Source organism: Microbulbifer salipaludis, from assembly GCF_017303155.1.
Taxonomy (GTDB): domain Bacteria; phylum Pseudomonadota; class Gammaproteobacteria; order Pseudomonadales; family Cellvibrionaceae; genus Microbulbifer; species Microbulbifer salipaludis.
Map to the genome: position 1 here is coordinate 1,861,768 of NZ_JAEKJR010000002.1, position 18,127 is coordinate 1,879,894.

At 58.6% G+C, this 18,127-nt stretch carries 17 protein-coding genes; 9 read left to right on the plus strand and 8 right to left on the minus strand.

All coding sequences use genetic code 11. The features are described from left to right. Window positions 1-228 precede the first annotated feature (228 nt). From JF535_RS13610 to JF535_RS13625, 4 genes are all read left to right on the plus strand, one after another. Window positions 229-1,776, plus strand: coding sequence for a DUF1214 domain-containing protein (locus tag JF535_RS13610; RefSeq protein ID WP_207003049.1), 1,548 nt, complete (start codon window positions 229-231; stop codon window positions 1,774-1,776). 225 nt (window positions 1,777-2,001) lie between these two features. Continuing rightward, on the plus strand, window positions 2,002-3,093 hold the full coding sequence (locus JF535_RS13615) for an alkane 1-monooxygenase (RefSeq protein WP_242523827.1): 1,092 nt from the start codon (window positions 2,002-2,004) through the stop codon (window positions 3,091-3,093). 112 nt (window positions 3,094-3,205) lie between these two features. Next, the gene (locus tag JF535_RS13620) at window positions 3,206-3,751 is read left to right on the plus strand and encodes a DUF2058 domain-containing protein (protein WP_207003050.1); all 546 of its coding nucleotides are present in this window, start codon (window positions 3,206-3,208) and stop codon (window positions 3,749-3,751) included. A 17-nt stretch (window positions 3,752-3,768) separates the two neighbouring features. Beyond that, window positions 3,769-4,323 carry a DUF1415 domain-containing protein gene (locus tag JF535_RS13625; protein WP_207003051.1) on the plus strand — a complete coding sequence of 185 codons (555 nt, stop codon included), beginning with the start codon at window positions 3,769-3,771 and terminating at the stop codon, window positions 4,321-4,323. A 27-nt stretch (window positions 4,324-4,350) separates the two neighbouring features. Here JF535_RS13625 and JF535_RS13630 read toward each other — a convergent pair whose 3' ends face one another. The 3 genes from JF535_RS13630 to JF535_RS13640 are packed head-to-tail and all read right to left on the minus strand — an operon-like array spanning window position 4,351 to window position 7,439. After that, complete coding sequence (locus tag JF535_RS13630) at window positions 4,351-6,108, minus strand: SulP family inorganic anion transporter (protein WP_340674180.1); 1,758 nt, start codon at window positions 6,106-6,108, stop codon at window positions 4,351-4,353. Window positions 6,109-6,133: 25 nt separating this feature from the next. Beyond that, window positions 6,134-6,541, minus strand: a complete 408-nt coding sequence (locus JF535_RS13635) for a protein tyrosine phosphatase family protein (RefSeq protein WP_207003058.1) — start codon at window positions 6,539-6,541, stop codon at window positions 6,134-6,136. A 19-nt stretch (window positions 6,542-6,560) separates the two neighbouring features. Continuing rightward, window positions 6,561-7,439, minus strand: a complete 879-nt coding sequence (locus JF535_RS13640; RefSeq protein WP_207003060.1) for an MBL fold metallo-hydrolase — start codon at window positions 7,437-7,439, stop codon at window positions 6,561-6,563. Between the two features lie 184 nt (window positions 7,440-7,623). Here JF535_RS13640 and JF535_RS13645 point away from each other — a divergent pair, with 184 nt between their 5' ends. From JF535_RS13645 to JF535_RS13665, 5 genes are all read left to right on the plus strand, one after another. Then, complete coding sequence (locus JF535_RS13645) at window positions 7,624-7,938, plus strand: ArsR/SmtB family transcription factor (RefSeq protein ID WP_207003062.1); 315 nt, start codon at window positions 7,624-7,626, stop codon at window positions 7,936-7,938. A 9-nt stretch (window positions 7,939-7,947) separates the two neighbouring features. Beyond that, the gene (locus tag JF535_RS13650) at window positions 7,948-8,382 is read left to right on the plus strand and encodes a YeeE/YedE family protein (RefSeq protein ID WP_207003064.1); all 435 of its coding nucleotides are present in this window, start codon (window positions 7,948-7,950) and stop codon (window positions 8,380-8,382) included. A gap of 4 nt (window positions 8,383-8,386) precedes the next feature. Beyond that, the gene (locus tag JF535_RS13655) at window positions 8,387-8,809 is read left to right on the plus strand and encodes a YeeE/YedE family protein (protein WP_207003066.1); all 423 of its coding nucleotides are present in this window, start codon (window positions 8,387-8,389) and stop codon (window positions 8,807-8,809) included. 105 nt (window positions 8,810-8,914) lie between these two features. Continuing rightward, on the plus strand, window positions 8,915-10,651 hold the full coding sequence (locus JF535_RS13660) for a sulfate permease (RefSeq protein ID WP_207003068.1): 1,737 nt from the start codon (window positions 8,915-8,917) through the stop codon (window positions 10,649-10,651). A 77-nt stretch (window positions 10,652-10,728) separates the two neighbouring features. Next, complete coding sequence (locus tag JF535_RS13665; RefSeq protein WP_207003070.1) at window positions 10,729-13,002, plus strand: ATP-dependent helicase; 2,274 nt, start codon at window positions 10,729-10,731, stop codon at window positions 13,000-13,002. Between the two features lie 10 nt (window positions 13,003-13,012). On the opposite strand, the gene JF535_RS13670 is transcribed toward JF535_RS13665, so the two are convergent. The 5 genes from JF535_RS13670 to JF535_RS13690 form a co-directional block, all read right to left on the minus strand. Continuing rightward, on the minus strand, window positions 13,013-13,711 hold the full coding sequence (locus JF535_RS13670) for a DUF4919 domain-containing protein (RefSeq protein WP_207003072.1): 699 nt from the start codon (window positions 13,709-13,711) through the stop codon (window positions 13,013-13,015). Beyond that, window positions 13,692-14,954, minus strand: coding sequence for a patatin-like phospholipase family protein (locus tag JF535_RS13675; RefSeq protein WP_242523828.1), 1,263 nt, complete (start codon window positions 14,952-14,954; stop codon window positions 13,692-13,694). Before JF535_RS13675 ends, JF535_RS13670 begins: the two co-directional genes overlap by 20 nt. Window positions 14,955-15,161: 207 nt before the next feature. After that, a complete protein-coding gene (locus tag JF535_RS13680; RefSeq protein ID WP_207003074.1) occupies window positions 15,162-16,166 on the minus strand; it encodes a YhdH/YhfP family quinone oxidoreductase in 1,005 nt (334 codons plus the stop codon). Between the two features lie 47 nt (window positions 16,167-16,213). Beyond that, window positions 16,214-17,419: a protease SohB gene (gene sohB, locus JF535_RS13685; RefSeq protein WP_207003076.1), complete on the minus strand. Its 1,206-nt coding sequence runs from the start codon at window positions 17,417-17,419 to the stop codon at window positions 16,214-16,216. 52 nt (window positions 17,420-17,471) lie between these two features. Next, the gene (locus tag JF535_RS13690; RefSeq protein WP_207003077.1) at window positions 17,472-18,122 is read right to left on the minus strand and encodes a cation/multidrug efflux pump; all 651 of its coding nucleotides are present in this window, start codon (window positions 18,120-18,122) and stop codon (window positions 17,472-17,474) included. Between the last annotated feature and the right edge of the window lie 5 nt (window positions 18,123-18,127).

Genomic DNA, 18,127 nt, shown 5'->3' on the forward strand with positions numbered 1-18,127 from the left:
ACCCAAAACCCGGATACCGGTTTCCCAGCGGTATCCGCTCCTCCCCCTGCGGTTACCCCAACCGCGCACACTGGGAAACATCCTCAATGATTGCAGCCGGCACCAGCCGGCTTTTTTTGGGGTAGACCATGCCTGACCGGACTGGCGCGCAATTTCGTCTACGCTTCCTACAGAGACGTTCCCAAAAGGTAACGTCACATACCGTTTCTGGCTGGAAAGGGAAAGACAATGGGCAATCTCATGCAGATTCTGAGGCACCGTTCATCGGTCTATTTCACTCTGATACTCCTGGGCGCCGCAATCTCCGGTATCGGGTTAACCGGCTGTGGCAGCGACCACGAGCGCAACGCACCATCCGAGCAGAGCCAGCGTGCGACCCAGGTGTCACAGGAGGCGTCACAGGAGCCGTCACAGGAGGCGAACGGCACAGCGACCGGCGCTCCATCCAATGCCGAGGGCCCGGGTGTCGCCATGAGCGATACGTTTATCGAAGATCTGGTGACCCGCTCCTACCCGTACGTGGCACTGTACAACGTCAACAACAAGTTCGCCGCCAAACAGGGGGGCTGGAATACCTGCTCAGCGGACACCCAGCTCAAGGATCACACGACGCGCGAAATTGCGCGGCCCAACAACGACACCCTGTATATCAGCTGCCTGCTGGATCTGCGCAGCGAACCCGTGATTCTCAAGATCCCCGCATTTGACTCAGACTACGTTTCCCTGATGATCACGGCCTACGACCATTACGTGAATGTGCCGCTGTCTACCCGTGCCGGCGATTTCAAGAAACCACTGACCCTTCTGCTCTACAGCGCGCGCACAAAAAACTACGACGGCGCGCCGGTAGAGGGGGTGGATAAAATCTTTGAAGCCAGTGGCGATTTTGTCTCTGCGGTATTCCGCGTGATGCCCCACAGCCAGGACAAAGACCGCTTTGCCAAAATCCTCGAGCAGATGAAAAGCGTCACACCCGCGCCCCTGAATGCATTTCTTGGCAAGCCGGCCATCCCTGCTGAGTCGGTGGACTTTCCGGCGGTGGGTGAAACCGATGTCGCGGTGTTTGGTAATAACCTGTTTGAGGTGATGCAGTTTGTGTTCAACCACACCACGTTTGATCCGGACAACCCGGAGGATCAATCCGTACTGGCGCTGTACAAGCACTTTGGCATTGCGCCGGGGAATACGTTCGACCCGGACAAGGTCGCTAACGTCGACAAGCGTCGCATCCGTGACATGGCCGAGCGCATCCTGAAAAAAGGGCTGGCATCGAGCGCAGATGACGCACTCATGGCCAGACTACAGCCAAAAATGTTCCAGCCAAAAGGCCAGACCGATCTCGAAACCCTGCTGACCGTATCAATATTTGGCCCCATCGGCCTGCCCATGGAAGAAGCAGTCTACCCGAGCATCACCACCGCCGATGGCAAACCAATGAATGCCATGCACGATTACGTGCTGCGTATGTCCGCCAATGAATTGCCCCCGGCGGGCGCCTTCTGGTCACTGACACTGTACGACCTTAAGGATGGTTTCTTCATCCCCAACGAGCGCAAAAAATACAGTGTCGGCCAGAATGCGGGTATGAAGCTGGATGATGATGGGGGAATCACCATTTATATCGCCAAAGACAAGCCCGACGGTGTGCCGGAGGAAAACTGGTTGCCCATCGAACGCAAGGATCTGGATCTGAGCCTCACCATGCGCATCTATGTGCCGGATCTCGAGAAATACGCCAACTGGACCGCGCCGAAGGTCGAACAAATCGACCAGTAGACCGGCACATTTCCCCGCCAACCTTCCGGTGTCGCGGCAACCTGCCACTGAACCGACCACTGGAAGGTAGCGGGAATCCGCGCAAACCGGGTAGTATCAAGACGATCAGTACGAGCACCGCGGTGACCGCACTGCTGTTCCATGCCGGCCAGCTTTCGGCCGGCACAACCCTGACCTGTTACGGGAGATGCAGTAGAGACCCGCCCGTTTGTTGGAGCAACGCGCATGACACGCACCGAAACTCCCATACGCCGAGGCAGAGCACTGCGCTACTCTTTCGCCTACTTCCTGCCAATTATTGTCTGTTTCAGCCTGCTAAAAGGCGGCTTCTGGCTCGCCGCCCCGCTACTCTACCTCTATGGCGTACTCCCCGTGGCAGAGTGGCTGCTCCCCCAGTCCACCAGAAACCTGCCGGAGGACCAGGAGGCCCACGTCGCAAAAGATCCGCTGTACGATCTGCTCCTGCTCATGGCCCTGCCGGTTCAGTGCGGGGTGCTGGTGCTGTTCTTTTCACGTATTCCAAGCTATGCACCACTGGAGCTGCTGGGCGGCACGCTGAGCGTTGGCTTGATGTGCGGTGTTTTCGGCATCAATGTAGGCCACGAATTGGGGCACCGTGCCGACCGCTTGGCACAACGGGTCGCCCAGGCACTACTGATGAGCTCTCTCTACACACATTTTTTTATTGAGCACAATCGCGGCCACCACCGCCATGTGGCGACTCCCGAGGATCCCGCCAGCGCCCGCTACAATGAGTCCCTCTACCATTTCTGGTGTCGTTCGATCTCGTCCGGTTACATCTCTGCGTGGCAGCTGGAAGCAGAGCGCTTGCGGAAACTCGCACGTGCGCCGCTCGGCATTCACAACCAGATGCTGCAGTTCCAGCTGGCCCAGTTGCTGCTATTGGCGGCCATCCTTGCGACATTCGGCCCCGTTGCCCTGGTCTGCTTCATCGGAGCCGCCATTGTTGGCATATTGATGCTGGAAACGGTCAATTACATCGAGCACTACGGTCTCTGCAGGGCGACGCTCGGGCAGGCCGAAACAGGTCCAGCGCGCTATGAACGGGTTCAACCAAGACACTCTTGGAATTCGGATCACTGGCTGGGGCGTCTCTCCCTGTTTGAGCTGACCCGCCACTCCGATCACCACTTCAGGGCCAGTCGCCGCTACCAGATACTCCGCCATCACGACGACAGTCCCCAGTTACCCGCCGGCTATCCGGCAATGATGCTGCTGGCCTGTGTGCCGCCGGCATGGTTCCGGGTAATGAATCCCCGGGTGGACGCCGTGCGACCTGTACCCGCCTCGCACTAGCCCCCTGACCGCTCGATCCTGGTGAGCATTTTTTAACTTGCCCGGTCGACTAGGCTACAATGGCGCCGGTGATACACCCGCTCCGCGCACAACCCAGTAGGTACCCAGTCCCATGGCATCTCTCCAGGATCAGCTCTTGAAGGCCGGCCTTGTCGATAACAAACAGGCCAAAAAGATCAGTAAAGAAAAACGCAAACAGAACAAGGTGGCCAAGAAGTCCGGCGAAGCACAGGTCGATGAGGCCAAGCAGGCCGCAGAGGCCGCCCGCGCAGCCAAGATTGCCCGGGACCGGGAACTCAACGCCCAGCGCGAGGCCGCCGCACAGCAGAAAGCCATTGCGGCCCAGATCAAGCAGATGATCCAGCACAACAAGCAGCCCAAGGGCGCCAACGGTCGCGACGATGTGGCCTACCACTTCACCTTCGAGAAGAAGGTAAAGAAAATCTATGTGTCCACTGCGGTACAGGAGCACCTGACTGGGGGCCGTCTGCTGATTGTTGGGGAAGGCGAGGAATTCGAGCTGGTGCCGCGGGTCATTGCCGACAAGATCGCCGAACGCAACCCGGCCATGGTGGTACAGCCACCGCAACAGTCCACCCCACAGGACGAAGACGATCCCTACGCGGGCTACGAGATCCCCGACGACCTGATGTGGTAACCCTTGGGGGATATGTCATGACCGATAGTGACCCGATTATCGCCCAGGTCGAGCAGTGGCTAAGGGACGTAGTGGTCGGGCTCAATCTCTGCCCGTTTGCGCGCAAGCCGTTGCGTGCCGGGCAGATTCGCTTTGTGGTGAGCGATGCCACCAGCGACGAGGTATTACTGGAAGAGCTGCAGGACGAGTTTCAGGTGCTCGACCGCACCCGGCCCGAGGAAGTGGAAACCACCCTGCTGATCCTGCCCACACACCTGCGGGATTTTCACGATTACAATTTTTTCCTGGGGGAGGCTGAGCGCCTGCTGCAGCGAGAGGGCTATGAAGGCACCTATCAGGTAGCCAGCTTTCACCCCCACTACCAATTCGCCGGCACCCAACCGGACGATGCGGAGAACCTCACCAATCGCGCCCCCTACCCCATTCTGCATCTACTGCGGGAAGAAGGCCTCGAACGGGGACTGCGCAATTACCCAGACCCGGAAAGCATCCCGCACAACAATATCCTGCGAGTAGAAGCGCTGACGGAGAAAGAGAAGCGCGCGCTGTTCCCCTACCTGTTTTCTCCGTGATCACGGCATCGCACAAAATGGCAGTACTCAGGTCGAACAGCCGGTACTGTTGTGCCGCAATTCACTGAATGCCTGATACTGCGTAAAGAATATTTTCCCGGAAATTTCATTCAAAAAGCCCGAGCGCTGCAGGCTGTCCATTACCGGGCCCTTCACTTCAGACAGATGCAGACACACCCCGCCCTCTGCCAACTGCACATTAATGGATTCCAGGGTTTCCAGCGCGCTCCAGTCAATTTCGTTGACCGCGCTACACATCAGAATCACATGGCGAATTTCCGGATTGGACGCGACATCGGCATAGATACGCTCCTCCAGAAACGCGGCGTTGGAAAACATCAGACTTTCGTCCACGCGAATAGTAAGGACCTGCGGTACCGTAAGCACAGCATGCCGCTTGATATTGCGAAAATGCTCCGTACCCTCTACCAACCCCACTTCAGCAATATGCGGCTTGGAGGTGCGATATAGGAACAGCACAATCGATGCCACCACACCGCAGGACACACCGGCTTCCACCCCGAACAATAGCGTGACCACAATAGTGACGAGCACGGCAAAAAAGTCACTGGGCGAGAAGCGCCAGGTTTTCTGCAATATGGAAAAATCCACCAGTGAGAGCACGGCAACGATGATCGTGGCCGCCAGGGTGGCCTTTGGCAGGTAGTAAAGGAACGGGGTCAGGAATATAGCCGCCAGCGCAATGCCAATAGCGGTAAATATGCTGGCCAGCTGGGTCTCGGCGCCCGCATCAAAATTGACCACCGACCGGGAAAACCCGCCGGTAACCGGGAAACCACCGGAAACCCCGGAGGCCATATTCGCCGCGCCCAGACCAATCAATTCCTGATTCATGTCCACTTTCTGGCGACGCTTGGCCCCCAGGGTCTTGCCCACCGAAATCGATTCCACATAGCCGATGATGGAAATCATCACCGCGGGCATCCACAACTGCTGGATCAATGCCAGGGAAAAACTCGGCCAGGCGAAGCTCGGCAACCCACTGGGGATTTCCCCCACCAATTTTACGCCCCTGGACTCCAGGTCAAATCCGCTGGCGAGCAAAACAGTAACGATGACCCCCACCACCGGGGCGGCCTTCACCACCAGCGCAGCAGCATTGCGGGACAACGAGCATCGCTGCAGTAGCGCTACCGCACCGCGTCTTGACCAGAACAAAAACCCTACCACGCCAGCGCCAAGCAACAGGGTATAGAGATTGATGTTGCCAAGACCTGCATACATGGAATGCAACAGTTCGGGCAGGTTATCGCCGTGCGCCGAAATTCCCATCAGGTGCTTGAGCTGACTGAATGCGATCAGAATCCCGGAGGCGGTGATAAACCCGGAGATTACCGGATGCGACAGGAAGTTGGCGAGGAAGCCCAGACGTAAAATACCCAGCAACAGCAGAAACAGGCCAGACAGTATCGCCAGCAACACCGCCGCAGACAGATAGTCCGCGGTACCCTGTGCGGCCACCTGTCCCAGTGCTGCCGCGCTCATCAGCGACGCAACCGCCACCGGCCCCACTGACAGCGTACGGCTACTACCAAACAGGGCGTAAGCCACCAGCGGCGCGATACTGGCATACAGCCCCACCTCTGCCGGCAGCCCCGCCAGCAGGGCATACGCAAGGGATTGCGGAATCAGCATAATGGTGACGATGACCGCGGCCAGCAAATCCCTGTGCAGGGATGCCAACGAATACCCTCGCAACCACGTCACGGCGGGAACCACTCGGGCCAGCGCCTGCGAAGTGTCGTTATTGGAGACCTCTTTCACCAACACAATTCCTCTGTCAGGCGCCCTAGTAGGTCACCAACACGCCGCTAACGTCAAAGCCCGCCTGCTGCGCGGCCTGCTGCAGCTGTTTCTTGTCGGCGCCGTTCAGACAACTGGCCGCCGCCCACAGATTGGCAGAGCGGTTGCCCGTACGACAAAACGCATGGACCTTTTTGCCGCTGTTCAACACCTTGGCAAATTCCTCGCTGTGGGCGGGCTGCATCTGGCCGCGGCAAAACGGGATGGCGATAAACTCCATGCCCGCCGCGGTCACTGCCTGCTCCAGCTCCGCAAAGGAAGGCTGTCCCTCTGCCTCTTCCTCCAGGCGATTACAGACCACGACCGCCACTCCAGCCTCGGCTAGCGTCGACATTTCGCTCAGTGCCGGCTCCGCGGATACGGAGACCTGCTTATCCAGTTGTTTGCTCTCCATTACGTATTCCCTCCAACCATCACAGTTTGTTGATCGGCACTTTGAGATACACGGTGCCGTTGTCTTCTGCCGGCGGCATTTGTCCGGCCCGAATATTGACCTGAATCGAAGGCAGGATAAGACGCGGCATCGCAAGAGTGGCATCCCGCTCGCTGCGCATTTTTACAAACTCGTCTTCGCTGATGCCGTCGTGCAGGTGAATGTTGCTGCGCTTTTGTGCACCCACGGTGGTTTCACACTGATACTCGCGGGCGTCATTCGGCGGGTAGTCATGACACATAAACATCCGGGTATCCTCCGGCAGAGCCAGCAGCTTCTGTACCGACTGGTACAGGGCACGCGCATCACCGCCGGGGAAATCACAACGCGCACTGCCCACATCCGGCAGGAACAGGGTATCGCCAACAAACAGGGCATCCCCAATCAGCCACGCCATATCTGCCGGTGTGTGCCCGGGCACATAGATCACCCGCCCTTGCAGCGCACCAATGGTGAAGGTGTCGCCATCGCCAAACAGGTGGTCAAACTGGGAGCCATCCACCAGAAACTCTTTTTCCAGATTGAATACATCGCGGAAGATGCCCTGCACCTGACAAATGTGGTCGCCGATGGCGATCTTGCCGCCGAGCTGATCGCGGATGTAGGGCGCAGCGGAGAGGTGGTCCGCATGGGCATGGGTTTCCAGTACCCACTCAACCGTCAGCTCTCTCTCACGCACGAAGGCGACTATTTTTTCTGCGCCCTCGGTACTGGTGCGGCCCGAGGCCTGGTCGAAGTCCAGCACCGCGTCGATCACCGCGGCGCTACCGCCATCCCGGTCATAGATCACATAGCTCCAGGTTTCGGTATCCCGGTCGAGAAAGGCTTCAACAAAAGGGCGTGTGGCAATAGTGGTCATGGTCTTCTCCCATCTGGCGGCCCCGAAAGAGGCTTAGATGATTTAGGAATAACTTAATAACTGAGAGAAATATAACTTCCATTACTATACTTTTCAATATAATATTTTTCCCGAAACTGTTAGCGCGCCAGCGGGTCACCATCCGGAGCCCCGTCCACGCTCAAGAGATCGCTCAAAGACCACCATGCCCGACACCAGTGACATCCAGCTCGACAAAATGCGTGCCGCCGCGGGAGAGGCTTCCCTGCTGTTGCGCTCACTGGGAAACCAGGATCGCCTGCTGCTGCTGTGTCAGCTAAGCCAGGAAGAATTGTGTGTCAGCGAAATTGAAGAACGACTGGATATTCGCCAGCCAAGCCTTTCGCAACAGCTGGGCGTACTGCGCCGGGAAGGCCTGGTCACCACCCGCAAGGCGGGCAAGCGGGTCTACTACCAGGTAGCTGACCCGAAAGTCCTGGCCCTGCTAAACACTTTGTATCAACTGTATTGCGCGGAGTAACTCACCACCATGAACATTGACTGGAACGCATTTACCCCACTGACCGCCCTCGCCGGCGGCGTGCTTATCGGGCTTGCCAGCGCCTGGCTCATCCTGATGAATGGCCGAATTGCCGGCATTTCCGGCATTCTCGGCGGCCTGCTGAACAACGAACGCGGCAACCGCGGCTGGCAACTTGCCTTTATGCTCGGGCTGCTCGCGGGTCCCGCCATCTGGGCCCTGTTCCACGCCCTTCCCTCCATCGAAATCAACGCCAGCTACCCGGTGCTCATCGCCGCCGGCCTGTTGGTGGGCATTGGCACCCGCTACGCCGCGGGCTGCACCAGCGGCCACGGCGTCTGCGGGCTGTCCCGCTTGTCGCCGCGGTCACTGGCCGCCACCCTGACCTTTATGTTTGGTGGTTTTGCCACTGTGTACGTTGTCCGTCATTTGCTGGGGGCCTGAAGCCATGAATAAAGTCACCATCTCCGCCTTCGTATCCGGCTTGATTTTCAGCTTTGGCCTGCTGCTCTCCGGCATGGCCAATCCGGAGAAAGTCCTCGGCTTTCTCGACCTGTTTGGCGCCTGGGATCCCTCCCTGGCGCTGGTAATGGGCGGCGCTATCGCTGTGGGCCTGCCCGCCTTCCTGATCGCCCAAAAGCGAACCAACGCGATTTTGGGTGAGCCGATGCACCTGCCCGCTAACCGCAAGCTGGACAAGCGCCTGCTACTGGGCAGCCTGGCGTTCGGTGTTGGCTGGGGACTGGCAGGTTTTTGCCCGGGCCCGGGCATTGTTGCCTCTGGAGCGCTCGAGCCTGGCGCCCTGGTATTCGTGCTGGCCATGGTGAGCGGGATGCTGGTATTCCGACAGCTCGAACGTCGCACCCGCTGAACCCCACATCCGCCAAACCCTGGAAGCGGGGCCAAACTGGCCCTGCGCCCGCAGCAGCAGCTATCCTGATGGAATCCATCAGGCCTCTGGACCACTACTGCATACGTGAAGCGGGCATACCGACTGATACCCAACTGGCTGAGAAACTACCGCCGCCGGTGGCTGGCTTCTGACCTCACCGCGGCGCTGGTTTCCGGCATGTTGCTGGTGCCTCAGGGGCTGGCCTACGCACTGCTGGCCGGCCTTCCCCCTCATGTGGGGCTCTACGCCAGCCTGGTCCCACTGATCGCCTACGCTGCCTTTGGCAGCAGCAGCGCCATGTCCGTCGGCCCCGCTGCTGTCCTCTCCTTGATGACGGTCTCCGCCCTGAGCCCCCTGGCCGCCGCCGGCAGCCCGGAATACATCGGCGCCGCAATCGTGCTGACACTCCTGAGCGGCCTGTTCCTGTTCACCATGGGGCTGTTCAAGCTCGGTACCCTGGCGAATCTGCTCAGCCATCCGGTAATCAGCGGATTTGTGTCCGGTGCCGCCGCACTGATTATTGTGGGCCAGCTCCCCGCACTGCTGGGCATAAAAGCAGACGGCGAAACCGCGTCCATAAAGCTGTTTCATATCCTGGAACACCTGCCCGATGCCCACCTGATCACCATGGCGTTCGGAGTGACCACGGCGGTGGTGCTGATCTTCAGCCGGCTGTGGCTACCCATGCTGCTGTTTCGCCTCGGCGCCCCCAAACAATTCGCGCGCCTGGCGGCGCGGTTGATGCCAATGCTGCTGGTCCTGTGTGCCATCGGATTGGTGCACTGGCTGAAACTCGGGGACAAGCTGGATATTGTGGGCGATATTCCAGCCGGGCTACCGGAGATGGCGCTGCCCGACTGGGACGGCAACCTGGTGTACCGGCTATTGCTGCCGGCCCTGATTATTTCCCTGCTGACCTTTGTGGAAAGTCTTTCCATCGCCCAGGCACTGGCCGCACGGCGAGGGGAACGCCTCAACGCAGACGGAGAACTCCTCGGGCTTGGCGCCGCCAACATCACCAGCAGCCTCTCCGGTGGACTGCCGGTGGCGGGCAGTTTTTCGCGCACCGCCGTCAATGCCGAAGCGGGCGCGGTCTCGCCATTGGCCGGCGTACTCGCGGCACTCATGATGGTACCGGTACTGCTGTACCTCACCGGCCTGTTCAGCGAGCTGCCACTCACCGTGCTTGCGGGCATCATCATTGTCGCCGCTGCAAGCCTGTTTGATTTTCGCGGTTTCATTCACAACTGGCGCTATGACCGCACCGATGGTATCGCCATGTTATGCACCTTTATCGGTGTGCTGCTGTTTGGTGTCGAAGTGGGTATTGCGCTGGGTATCGGCCTCTCGTTTGCCACCCTGATCTGGCGAAGCAGCCGGCCACATATCGCGGTCGTGGGGCGGATGCCCGGCACGGAGCAGTTCCGCAATGTGCTGCGGTACGATGTAGAAACCCACAAGGACATTCTTTTCCTGCGTATCGACGAGAGCCTGTTCTTCAGCAATATCAGTGCCGTGGAAGACCGGCTGCTCAGCGAACTGAAACGCCACCCGGATACCCGCGACCTGGTGTTGATCCTGTCTTCGGTGAGCCGCATAGACGGCACCGCACTGGAGCGCCTGCATCAGATCAACAAGGACCTTCGCAGTCGCAGCATTCGCCTGCACCTTTCCGAAGTAAAGGGACCGGTACTGGATCGCCTGAGCCGCTCCAAACTGCTGGAAAAACTCACCGGTCGTATTTTCCTGTCGTCCTACATCGCAGAGCTGGCGCTGCGCCACGGCAACGAAGCACCTCCTGCCGAGGAGGAGCCCGCATAAAGCCCTGTACCGCCACGACCAACACTGGCAATATATACAGTGTTTTAGTGTTTGCAGCTACGCGGTACAGGAACCCCATGTCAGGTGACACCTCCCAGCCCCCGGAAACGCTCACGGAAGAGCAGCAGGCCATCGCCAACCATTCCGGCGGGCATGCCAAAATCATTGCCGTTGCCGGTTCCGGAAAAACCACGGCCCTGCTCTACTACATCAAAAACCGACTGACAGCCGGCGTGGCCCCCGGGCGCATGCTGGTACTGATGTACAACCGCAACGCGCGAGAAGATTTTGCCCAACGCTTGGCAAATCTTTGCGGCACTTCCGTTCCCCCGGTCAACACCTTCCATAGCCTCGGTTTCAGAATTTATCAGCGCCTGATCGCTCGCGGCCAGATTGAACACACCAATCTCAACCCGCTGCCGCAATCTGTGGTCCAGCTGCAGATCTGGAAAGCCATTGAGGCTTGTGCGCCACCGGCAGAAATTGAAGACATTCGCGCGCGCAAACAGTCAGAAACCGAGGCCGCCGAGTTTTTTATCGATTACACAAAGACCGTACTCAGCGGCGACCTGAGCGCGTTCCAGCGCCTCAAACTCGGCGATGAGTACCTGTATTTCCTGAAGGTATTTCGCCATTTTGAAAACTGGCGACGAGAACAGAACGCGGTGACCTATGCGGACCTGATTTATGACCCGGTCATGCTGTTTAGCCAGCAACCGGAAATCGCAGAGCAGTATGGCGGGTTTTACGAGGATATCCTGGTGGACGAGTATCAGGACATCAACGAAATCCAACACTACCTGCTACGTGTTTTACATGGCAAATCCGGCAACGTCATTGCCATCGGCGACCCGGATCAAACCATTTATGAGTGGCGCGGGTCGCGCCCAGAATTCCTATTGCGGTTGTTCGATGGGGATTTCCCGCCGTCGAATGTTTATCAGCTGAGCCGCACCTTTCGCTACGGCCACAGCCTGTCGCTGGCGGCCAACCACTTCATTCACAATAACCGTGAGCGCGCAGATATTTTCTGCGTATCCGGTAACCCCCACGCCGAAACCCAATTGCAACAGGTGCATACGGAAAATGAGGGCAAGTGGCTGGTGGAACACCTGCGCCGCTGCCAACAACAGGGTACTTCGCTTGCCACCATAGCAATACTGGTGCGGCTCTGGTCCGTGGCCGCGCCGCTGGAACTCGCCCTGTTGGCCAACAACATTCCCTATCGCTCCGGCAACCGCAATACGGTACTGTCACGACGCGAGCTGCGCCCCCTGTTCTGGAGCCTGAATATCGCCGCCGGCCGATTTGCCGAGCAGACCAGCAAACGCCGCGCCCAGGGTCTCTACGAATGGATGACCGCACCGCACATCCGGATTCCCCGTGCGATTCTCGAGCCTATCTGTGAGCGCCTCGCCCACCATGAAAAAGGCTGGGGCAAGCAGCTGCTCAAGCTGATTCCGGAGTCCCTCAGCCAGCATCAGTGCAAGCGACTCAGGCAGCGCGCGGAACTGTTACAGCAAGTGGAAAAATGGCGCGGTCACGGCGGCGAACTGGTACGTCGACAACTGAGTGACCTGGATTATCTGAGCGGAATCGGCGAAGACGCGTTCAATCGCCAGCAGGCAGAAGAAAAGCAGCAAACCATCCTGGCCTTCTGCCAGTACCTGGATCAGTTGCGCATGCCTGCACGAGAAACACTGGAACATCTTCAGCAGCTCCAGCGCCAGCATCAACAGCAGCATGGTGGAGAAGACAGCCCGACCGCCGAGACAGCGGCAGACGCCATTCAAATCACCACCATGCACCAGTCCAAGGGACTGGAATGGGATCAGGTGATCATTCCCTCGATGACCGTGCACAACATGCCTTACCAGCCCCAGCGGGACTTCTCCACCCCCGCATCCACGGAAAGTGAGCGCCGATTGATGTATGTGGCCATGACCCGTGCCAGAAAACAGCTCTACCTGCTGACACCCGCGCCGGAAACGAATGCACGCAATCCCCGCGAAGCCGATTCAGAGCAAAAGCCGTCGGTGTTTCTCGATGAAATGCACCTGCCACTCAGCAACCTGCTCGGAGAAACCTTACCCGCGCGCCCGCCCAATATTACGACCCCGGTTCCGGTAACCCGCCTCGCCCTCCGGTATCTGGCTGCCTGTGATTACAACCCCGAGATCAATGCACCGCGCGCCGCACTGCGCAAACCGCAGCTCGGGGAAAGTATCCAACACCAGAAGCTGGGCTACGGCAGGGTGACCAGGTGGGAAGATTCGAAAGTGGAAATATTGTTCAGCGATCGCAAGACACGCCGCTTTGAGTGGGAAAAGCTTTCACAATTTCTGATGTAACAGGGGGAATTCACTCCCCCCCGGAGCCCTGCGCAAACTGCTGGCTAACATTGAAAAACAGCGGGTACTCTTCACCGGACTCCGGATCACGCACCTGCATTTTGTCGTAGATGCCCTGCTTGTCATACACGATCGACTGATCCAGAACCTGCAGGCCTTTCAAGCGCACAAAACCCCGCAGCTCCGATGTGCTGATGGTGAAAAACGCACTTTCCTGAGATTTGCCATCGCCACTGTTTTCGATGGAAGTCATCAGACCCTCCACCATGTAGCGGTGCTGATCTTCCCGTTCAAACTCGCCCGCCTGCCCACTGCACACTACACCAATCATGTGCGCTTCCAGGCTCATGTAGTTGTGTTTCAACACCTTGTCGACATTGCGCAGACATTCCTGAAAATCCGCGCGCTCCACCGATCCGTATGCCTCGGGAAGCCCATCCAGCTTCATTCCCCCGTAAGGGTTGTACTCGGATGACTCCGCATAGGCCCGGCGCAGCCGATCAAAATCCAGGGTGAAACTCAGCTGATAGGCCTCTGCCAGCAACTGGCGGTATTCACTCTGATTTTGCTGACGCAACGCCGGCTCGTCGGCAGACTCCTGCACGCCCGATGTGCCACAGGCTGTAAGAAGCACAGCGAGGCTCGCCACCAGGCCGCGCAAGGCAAGACTGCGAAAGTTCAATGAGTGATCACGAGGGTGTATTGCCATGACTTGCTTCCGTTGTGGGTTTTACCCGCTTTCCAAAAAGGCCCTTCGGCTGGGACTCAACCAACTGCGTCCGCGGGCGAAGGAAATCGCGCAGTTTTTCCTGCTCCCACATCGCGTCTTGGTATCCCAGCTCCATTAACTCGCCCAGATAGGGCTTTTCAAACAGGAGGTAGCTGGCGGCCGAGGCCCCACCCCCAGAAGTCGTTGCCCCGGTAGAGCGGAATAACCAGCGCAGTGCCGGCGGCAGGTAGCGCACTTTGCGCCCGGCGATACGGTCCAGACTCTGACTGGGCTCAATCACCGCCGATTCCACCGCGCGCAGGGGCGCCAGGCCGGCCAATTCCTTTTCTTCCACCGAGTCGAGCAACAGATTGACCCGGTCCAGGTGCTCGAGATCCCCCTCCAGACTGTCAATAAATGCCGCATTGAACAGCTGCCCACCAATCTGCGCCAAGGAGGGCGAATGCCGGGCAACTTTCCGGCGCTTGCCCCAGTGCACCGGGGAGCGGTTATCCGAAACCCCCACCACAAACACCCGTGAGGCGCCGAGATGCAAGGCGGGGCTTATGGGCGCCAGTTGACGCACCGCACCATCGCCGAAATAGTCTTCGCCGATCTTTACCGCCGGAAACAAAGTGGGGATTGCCGCCGACGCCATCAAGTGCTCCACGGTGAGCGCGGTGCGCTCCCCGCAGCGCCGGAAGCGCCGCCACTCGGTGACATCCTCACCGCCCTGAAAAAAGCTGACCGACTCGCCCTCGCTGTACGACATGGCATTGACACTGACCGCGCGCAGGTGCCCTGCATCGATATTCCGCTGGATGTTGGCAAAGGGGATCACCTCCTCCACCAGTGCGCGCAGTGGGCGATTGTCCAGCAATGCCAGGGGCTTGCGCCGTGCCACACCATGATTGAACAGGGACCGTGAAATGGCCAAAAAGTTGCCGAGCAGGCTTCCCCAGTTACTGCGGTAGATATCGTCGACGGTGAGCCCCATCCAGAGGTCGTACAAGCGGGCTACGGCTTCCTTGAAGCTTCCGGGGTATGTCGCCAAAACCAGCGCATTAACCGCCCCCGCAGAGGTGCCACAAATGATCTTGAAGGGGTGCGACTCAGACTCCGGCGTTAATTCCGCCAAGGCCTTGAGCACGCCCACCTGATAGGCGGCGCGCGCGCCACCACCAGAAAGCACCAGTGCACCGGCATCGAGAATTGGGGGAGGTGGCGGGGTGTTGACCGACAAAGTTTGCTACCAGATCGACAAAAACCGGGACATGATTTCGGAAACGCCCACTTTTCGAGCGACCTGTCCCATCAAAAATTATTGTGGCTATTATGCCTACTCAACAGTCTAGGCCAGAATAGCAGGCAATATTACCCGTCGATACCGCCAGACGCAGATGCGGGCACAATCCTGAGCGCACAAGAACACATTATGACCATAATGGCGTCACCGGGTCATATCGACTACATAGCGACCGATACCATGGCCGCGATGCAAGCGGGCGAGAAACTCCGGGGCCTGGTCGAGTGAGATGTCTTCGGCGATCTTTTCCAGCTGTTCACCGATGTACCAATCACCGGCAAGCTTGCCCCAAACCCCTGCTTTCTTCTGCAGTGGCAACTCCACACTGTCGACCCCAAGGAGACTAATTCCCCGCAGGATGAACGGAAACACGTTGGCCTGGAACTGCGCCCCCGACGCCATGCCACAGGCAGCGACACCGCCGCCATACTTCAGGCACTTGATGACGTTGAACAGGGTCTCGCCACCCACCGTATCCACCGCCCAAGCCCACAGAGGCTTGGCGATCGCCTTGTCGGCAAATGGCGCCAGGGTTTCCCGGTCAAGGACTTTCCAGGCACCCAGACTGGTCAAAAATTCAGCGGATTCGAGTTTGCCGGTAACGGCGGCCACTTTGAACCCCAGCTTGCCCAGCAGCGCCACCGCAATCGAGCCCACGCCTCCGGTGGCGCCAGTCACCAGGACCTCGCCATCGGCCGGACGCGCACCGGCTTCGAGCAACTTTTCCACACACAGGGCCGCGGTGAGTCCGGCAGTCCCGAGTATCATGGCTTCCCGCGAACTGAGCCCATCTGGCCGTGGGGTCACCCACTCCCCGGGAACCGCAATCCGCTCGGCAAGCCCGCCGGCGGTATTCATTCCCAGGTCGTAGCCGGTCACAATCACCGGATCACCAACGGCAAAGGTATCACTCGCATCGGCAATCACCGTACCCGCCGCATCGATACCCGGCGTATGCGGGTACTCGCGGGTAACCGCGCGGTTACCAAAGGCCGACAGGGCATCCTTGTAATTCAGCGATGAATGGGAAACGGCAATAGTGACCGGGTTCTCCGGCAAGCTGGATGGGTCGAGGTTGACGATTGCCTGGTCATATTTGCCCGCGGCGACTTCCTCAACGACCATGGCCCGGTAGGTGGTGTCAGACATAACTTTTCCGTAAGCGGATTCTGGTAATCAAACCGTGCGCGGCTATCTCACTGCGCCTGATGGCGCCACGCCGCAAGCCGGGAGAATATGCGCGCGAGCGCGCTCTCGATCCCCGCCTGCGTCGCGAAGCCAATTTTCTTGGCAATATTTTGTCGTTCTTTGTATTCCACCTGATACAGGTCCGCATTCTGCGCCCTTGACGTCAGGTATTCATCCGAGGTTTTCAGCTCGTCAATCAGCGCAAGATCCAGCGCGCGCTGCCCAAACCAAACCTCACCGGTGGCCACCTTTGCGATATCCAGCTGCGGGCGATACTCGGAAACAAAGTGCTGGAAGAGCGTGTGAATTTCCTCCAGGTCGCTCTGGAATTTTTCTTTACCTTCCGCGGTGTTTTCGCCAAACATGGTCACTGTACGCTTGTATTCACCCGCGGTGAAAAGCTCGAAATCCACGTCATTGCGCTGCAGCAGGCGGTGGAAGTTTGGCAACTGCGCAACCACGCCAATGGATCCGAGCATGGCAAAGGGTGCAGCCAGTATGCGATCTGCAACACAAGCCATCATATAACCACCACTGGCAGCCACCTTGTCGACGGCAATGGTCAGTTTCACTCCCGCACTGCGCACCCTGGCCAGCTGGCTCGCCGCCAGGCCGTAGTTGGCCACCATGCCCCCGGGACTCTCCAGAACAACCACAACTTCGTCGTCTTTCTGGGCGACCTGCAGTATTGCGGTAATTTCTTCCCGCAGGTTGGACAGCGCACTGGCCTTGATATCACCATCAAAGTGCACAACGAACAGCCGCTTGCGGTGTTCACTCGTCTCCGCACTTTGCGGCTCGCTTTCGCCAACAACCGAGGACTGCCCCGCCGCTTCGGCATCCGCCTCCGCCTGCTCAGCGGGCTGGACTTCCTGCGTTTCCGCCGAGCCGGAGCCCTTTTTCTCTTTATGAGCCTTTGCCTGCGCCTTGCGTTCGGCTTTATGTTGTTTGGCGCGGGCCTTGGCTTCGGCCTTGCGATCCTTTTCCTGCTGTTTTTTGCGCTCCGCGTAGTCAGCGTCATCCATGAGCGCTTCCAGGAGGGTTTCTTTCATGTCCTGATAGCGGTCATTCAGGTGCGTCACGGCAATATGACCGGGTTGCCGGTCTTTCATGTGCGACCGGTTTGCCACCACGATTCCGATCACCACCAGCAGCGCCACAACGATGGTCACTACTTTTGCCAGAAACAATCCATATTCACTGAGAAATTCCACTCAACCCCCAAATTCCAATTTACTGATTTGGCACACAGGCGAAGCCCGCTGCCTATTGCCATTCGTTCAGTGCGGTGCGCGCCTGCTGGTTCAGCGGCCGCGCCAGCAGACCGGTATGGCTGATACGCACCTCATACACGGCACCATCCTGCATCGGCAGGAAAGTCGCACTACCGTACACGGCGTCCACCACCGGTACACGATTATCCATGTCACGTAACAGCGCCCAGACATCCACACCGTGTCCACTCTCGCCCAGGGCGTGGACCGAGCGCTCTTTGGTGCGCTCATCCTGTAGCGTGAGATAGCGCCCGCTGAGTCGATCGAGGCGATAGGCCGGTTCAATGCCCCACCGCGCCAGCACCCCTTTCCACTTCAGCATTCTCGCATCCAGCTGCCATTGGTCGCCGTACAACTCAAACTCTTGGGAGATACCGTCTTCATCGGCAAACTTCACCATAAAGTGCTGATCGCCCATACGTTCGAAACTCACCGTTCCGACGCTGTGCTCTTGTTCCAGATTCCGGTAGCTGTATACGTCCAGGGCCACCAGAACGATCAACAGCGCCCCCGCCAGTAACAGCAGGCCCACTGTTCCCCGCAGAAACCCGAACAGCCAATTGCCCTTCAGCAACACCTTACCGCCCCAAAACACCAGCAGCAGGGCGATGAACGCAATCAGAAACGTAATCGCGATATACATTGTCT

Coding starts and splice junctions, on each gene's coding strand:
- JF535_RS13610 (WP_207003049.1), top strand. CDS start 229: ATGGGCAATCTCATGCAGATTCTGAGGCACCGTTCATCGGTCTATTTC.
- JF535_RS13640 (WP_207003060.1), bottom strand. CDS start 7,439: ATGACCACTATTGCCACACGCCCTTTTGTTGAAGCCTTTCTCGACCGG.
- JF535_RS13615 (WP_242523827.1), top strand. CDS start 2,002: ATGACACGCACCGAAACTCCCATACGCCGAGGCAGAGCACTGCGCTAC.
- JF535_RS13690 (WP_207003077.1), bottom strand. CDS start 18,122: ATGTATATCGCGATTACGTTTCTGATTGCGTTCATCGCCCTGCTGCTG.
- JF535_RS13665 (WP_207003070.1), top strand. CDS start 10,729: ATGTCAGGTGACACCTCCCAGCCCCCGGAAACGCTCACGGAAGAGCAG.
- JF535_RS13635 (WP_207003058.1), bottom strand. CDS start 6,541: ATGGAGAGCAAACAACTGGATAAGCAGGTCTCCGTATCCGCGGAGCCG.
- JF535_RS13645 (WP_207003062.1), top strand. CDS start 7,624: ATGCCCGACACCAGTGACATCCAGCTCGACAAAATGCGTGCCGCCGCG.
- JF535_RS13620 (WP_207003050.1), top strand. CDS start 3,206: ATGGCATCTCTCCAGGATCAGCTCTTGAAGGCCGGCCTTGTCGATAAC.
- JF535_RS13655 (WP_207003066.1), top strand. CDS start 8,387: ATGAATAAAGTCACCATCTCCGCCTTCGTATCCGGCTTGATTTTCAGC.
- JF535_RS13680 (WP_207003074.1), bottom strand. CDS start 16,166: ATGTCTGACACCACCTACCGGGCCATGGTCGTTGAGGAAGTCGCCGCG.
- JF535_RS13670 (WP_207003072.1), bottom strand. CDS start 13,711: ATGGCAATACACCCTCGTGATCACTCATTGAACTTTCGCAGTCTTGCC.
- JF535_RS13650 (WP_207003064.1), top strand. CDS start 7,948: ATGAACATTGACTGGAACGCATTTACCCCACTGACCGCCCTCGCCGGC.
- JF535_RS13625 (WP_207003051.1), top strand. CDS start 3,769: ATGACCGATAGTGACCCGATTATCGCCCAGGTCGAGCAGTGGCTAAGG.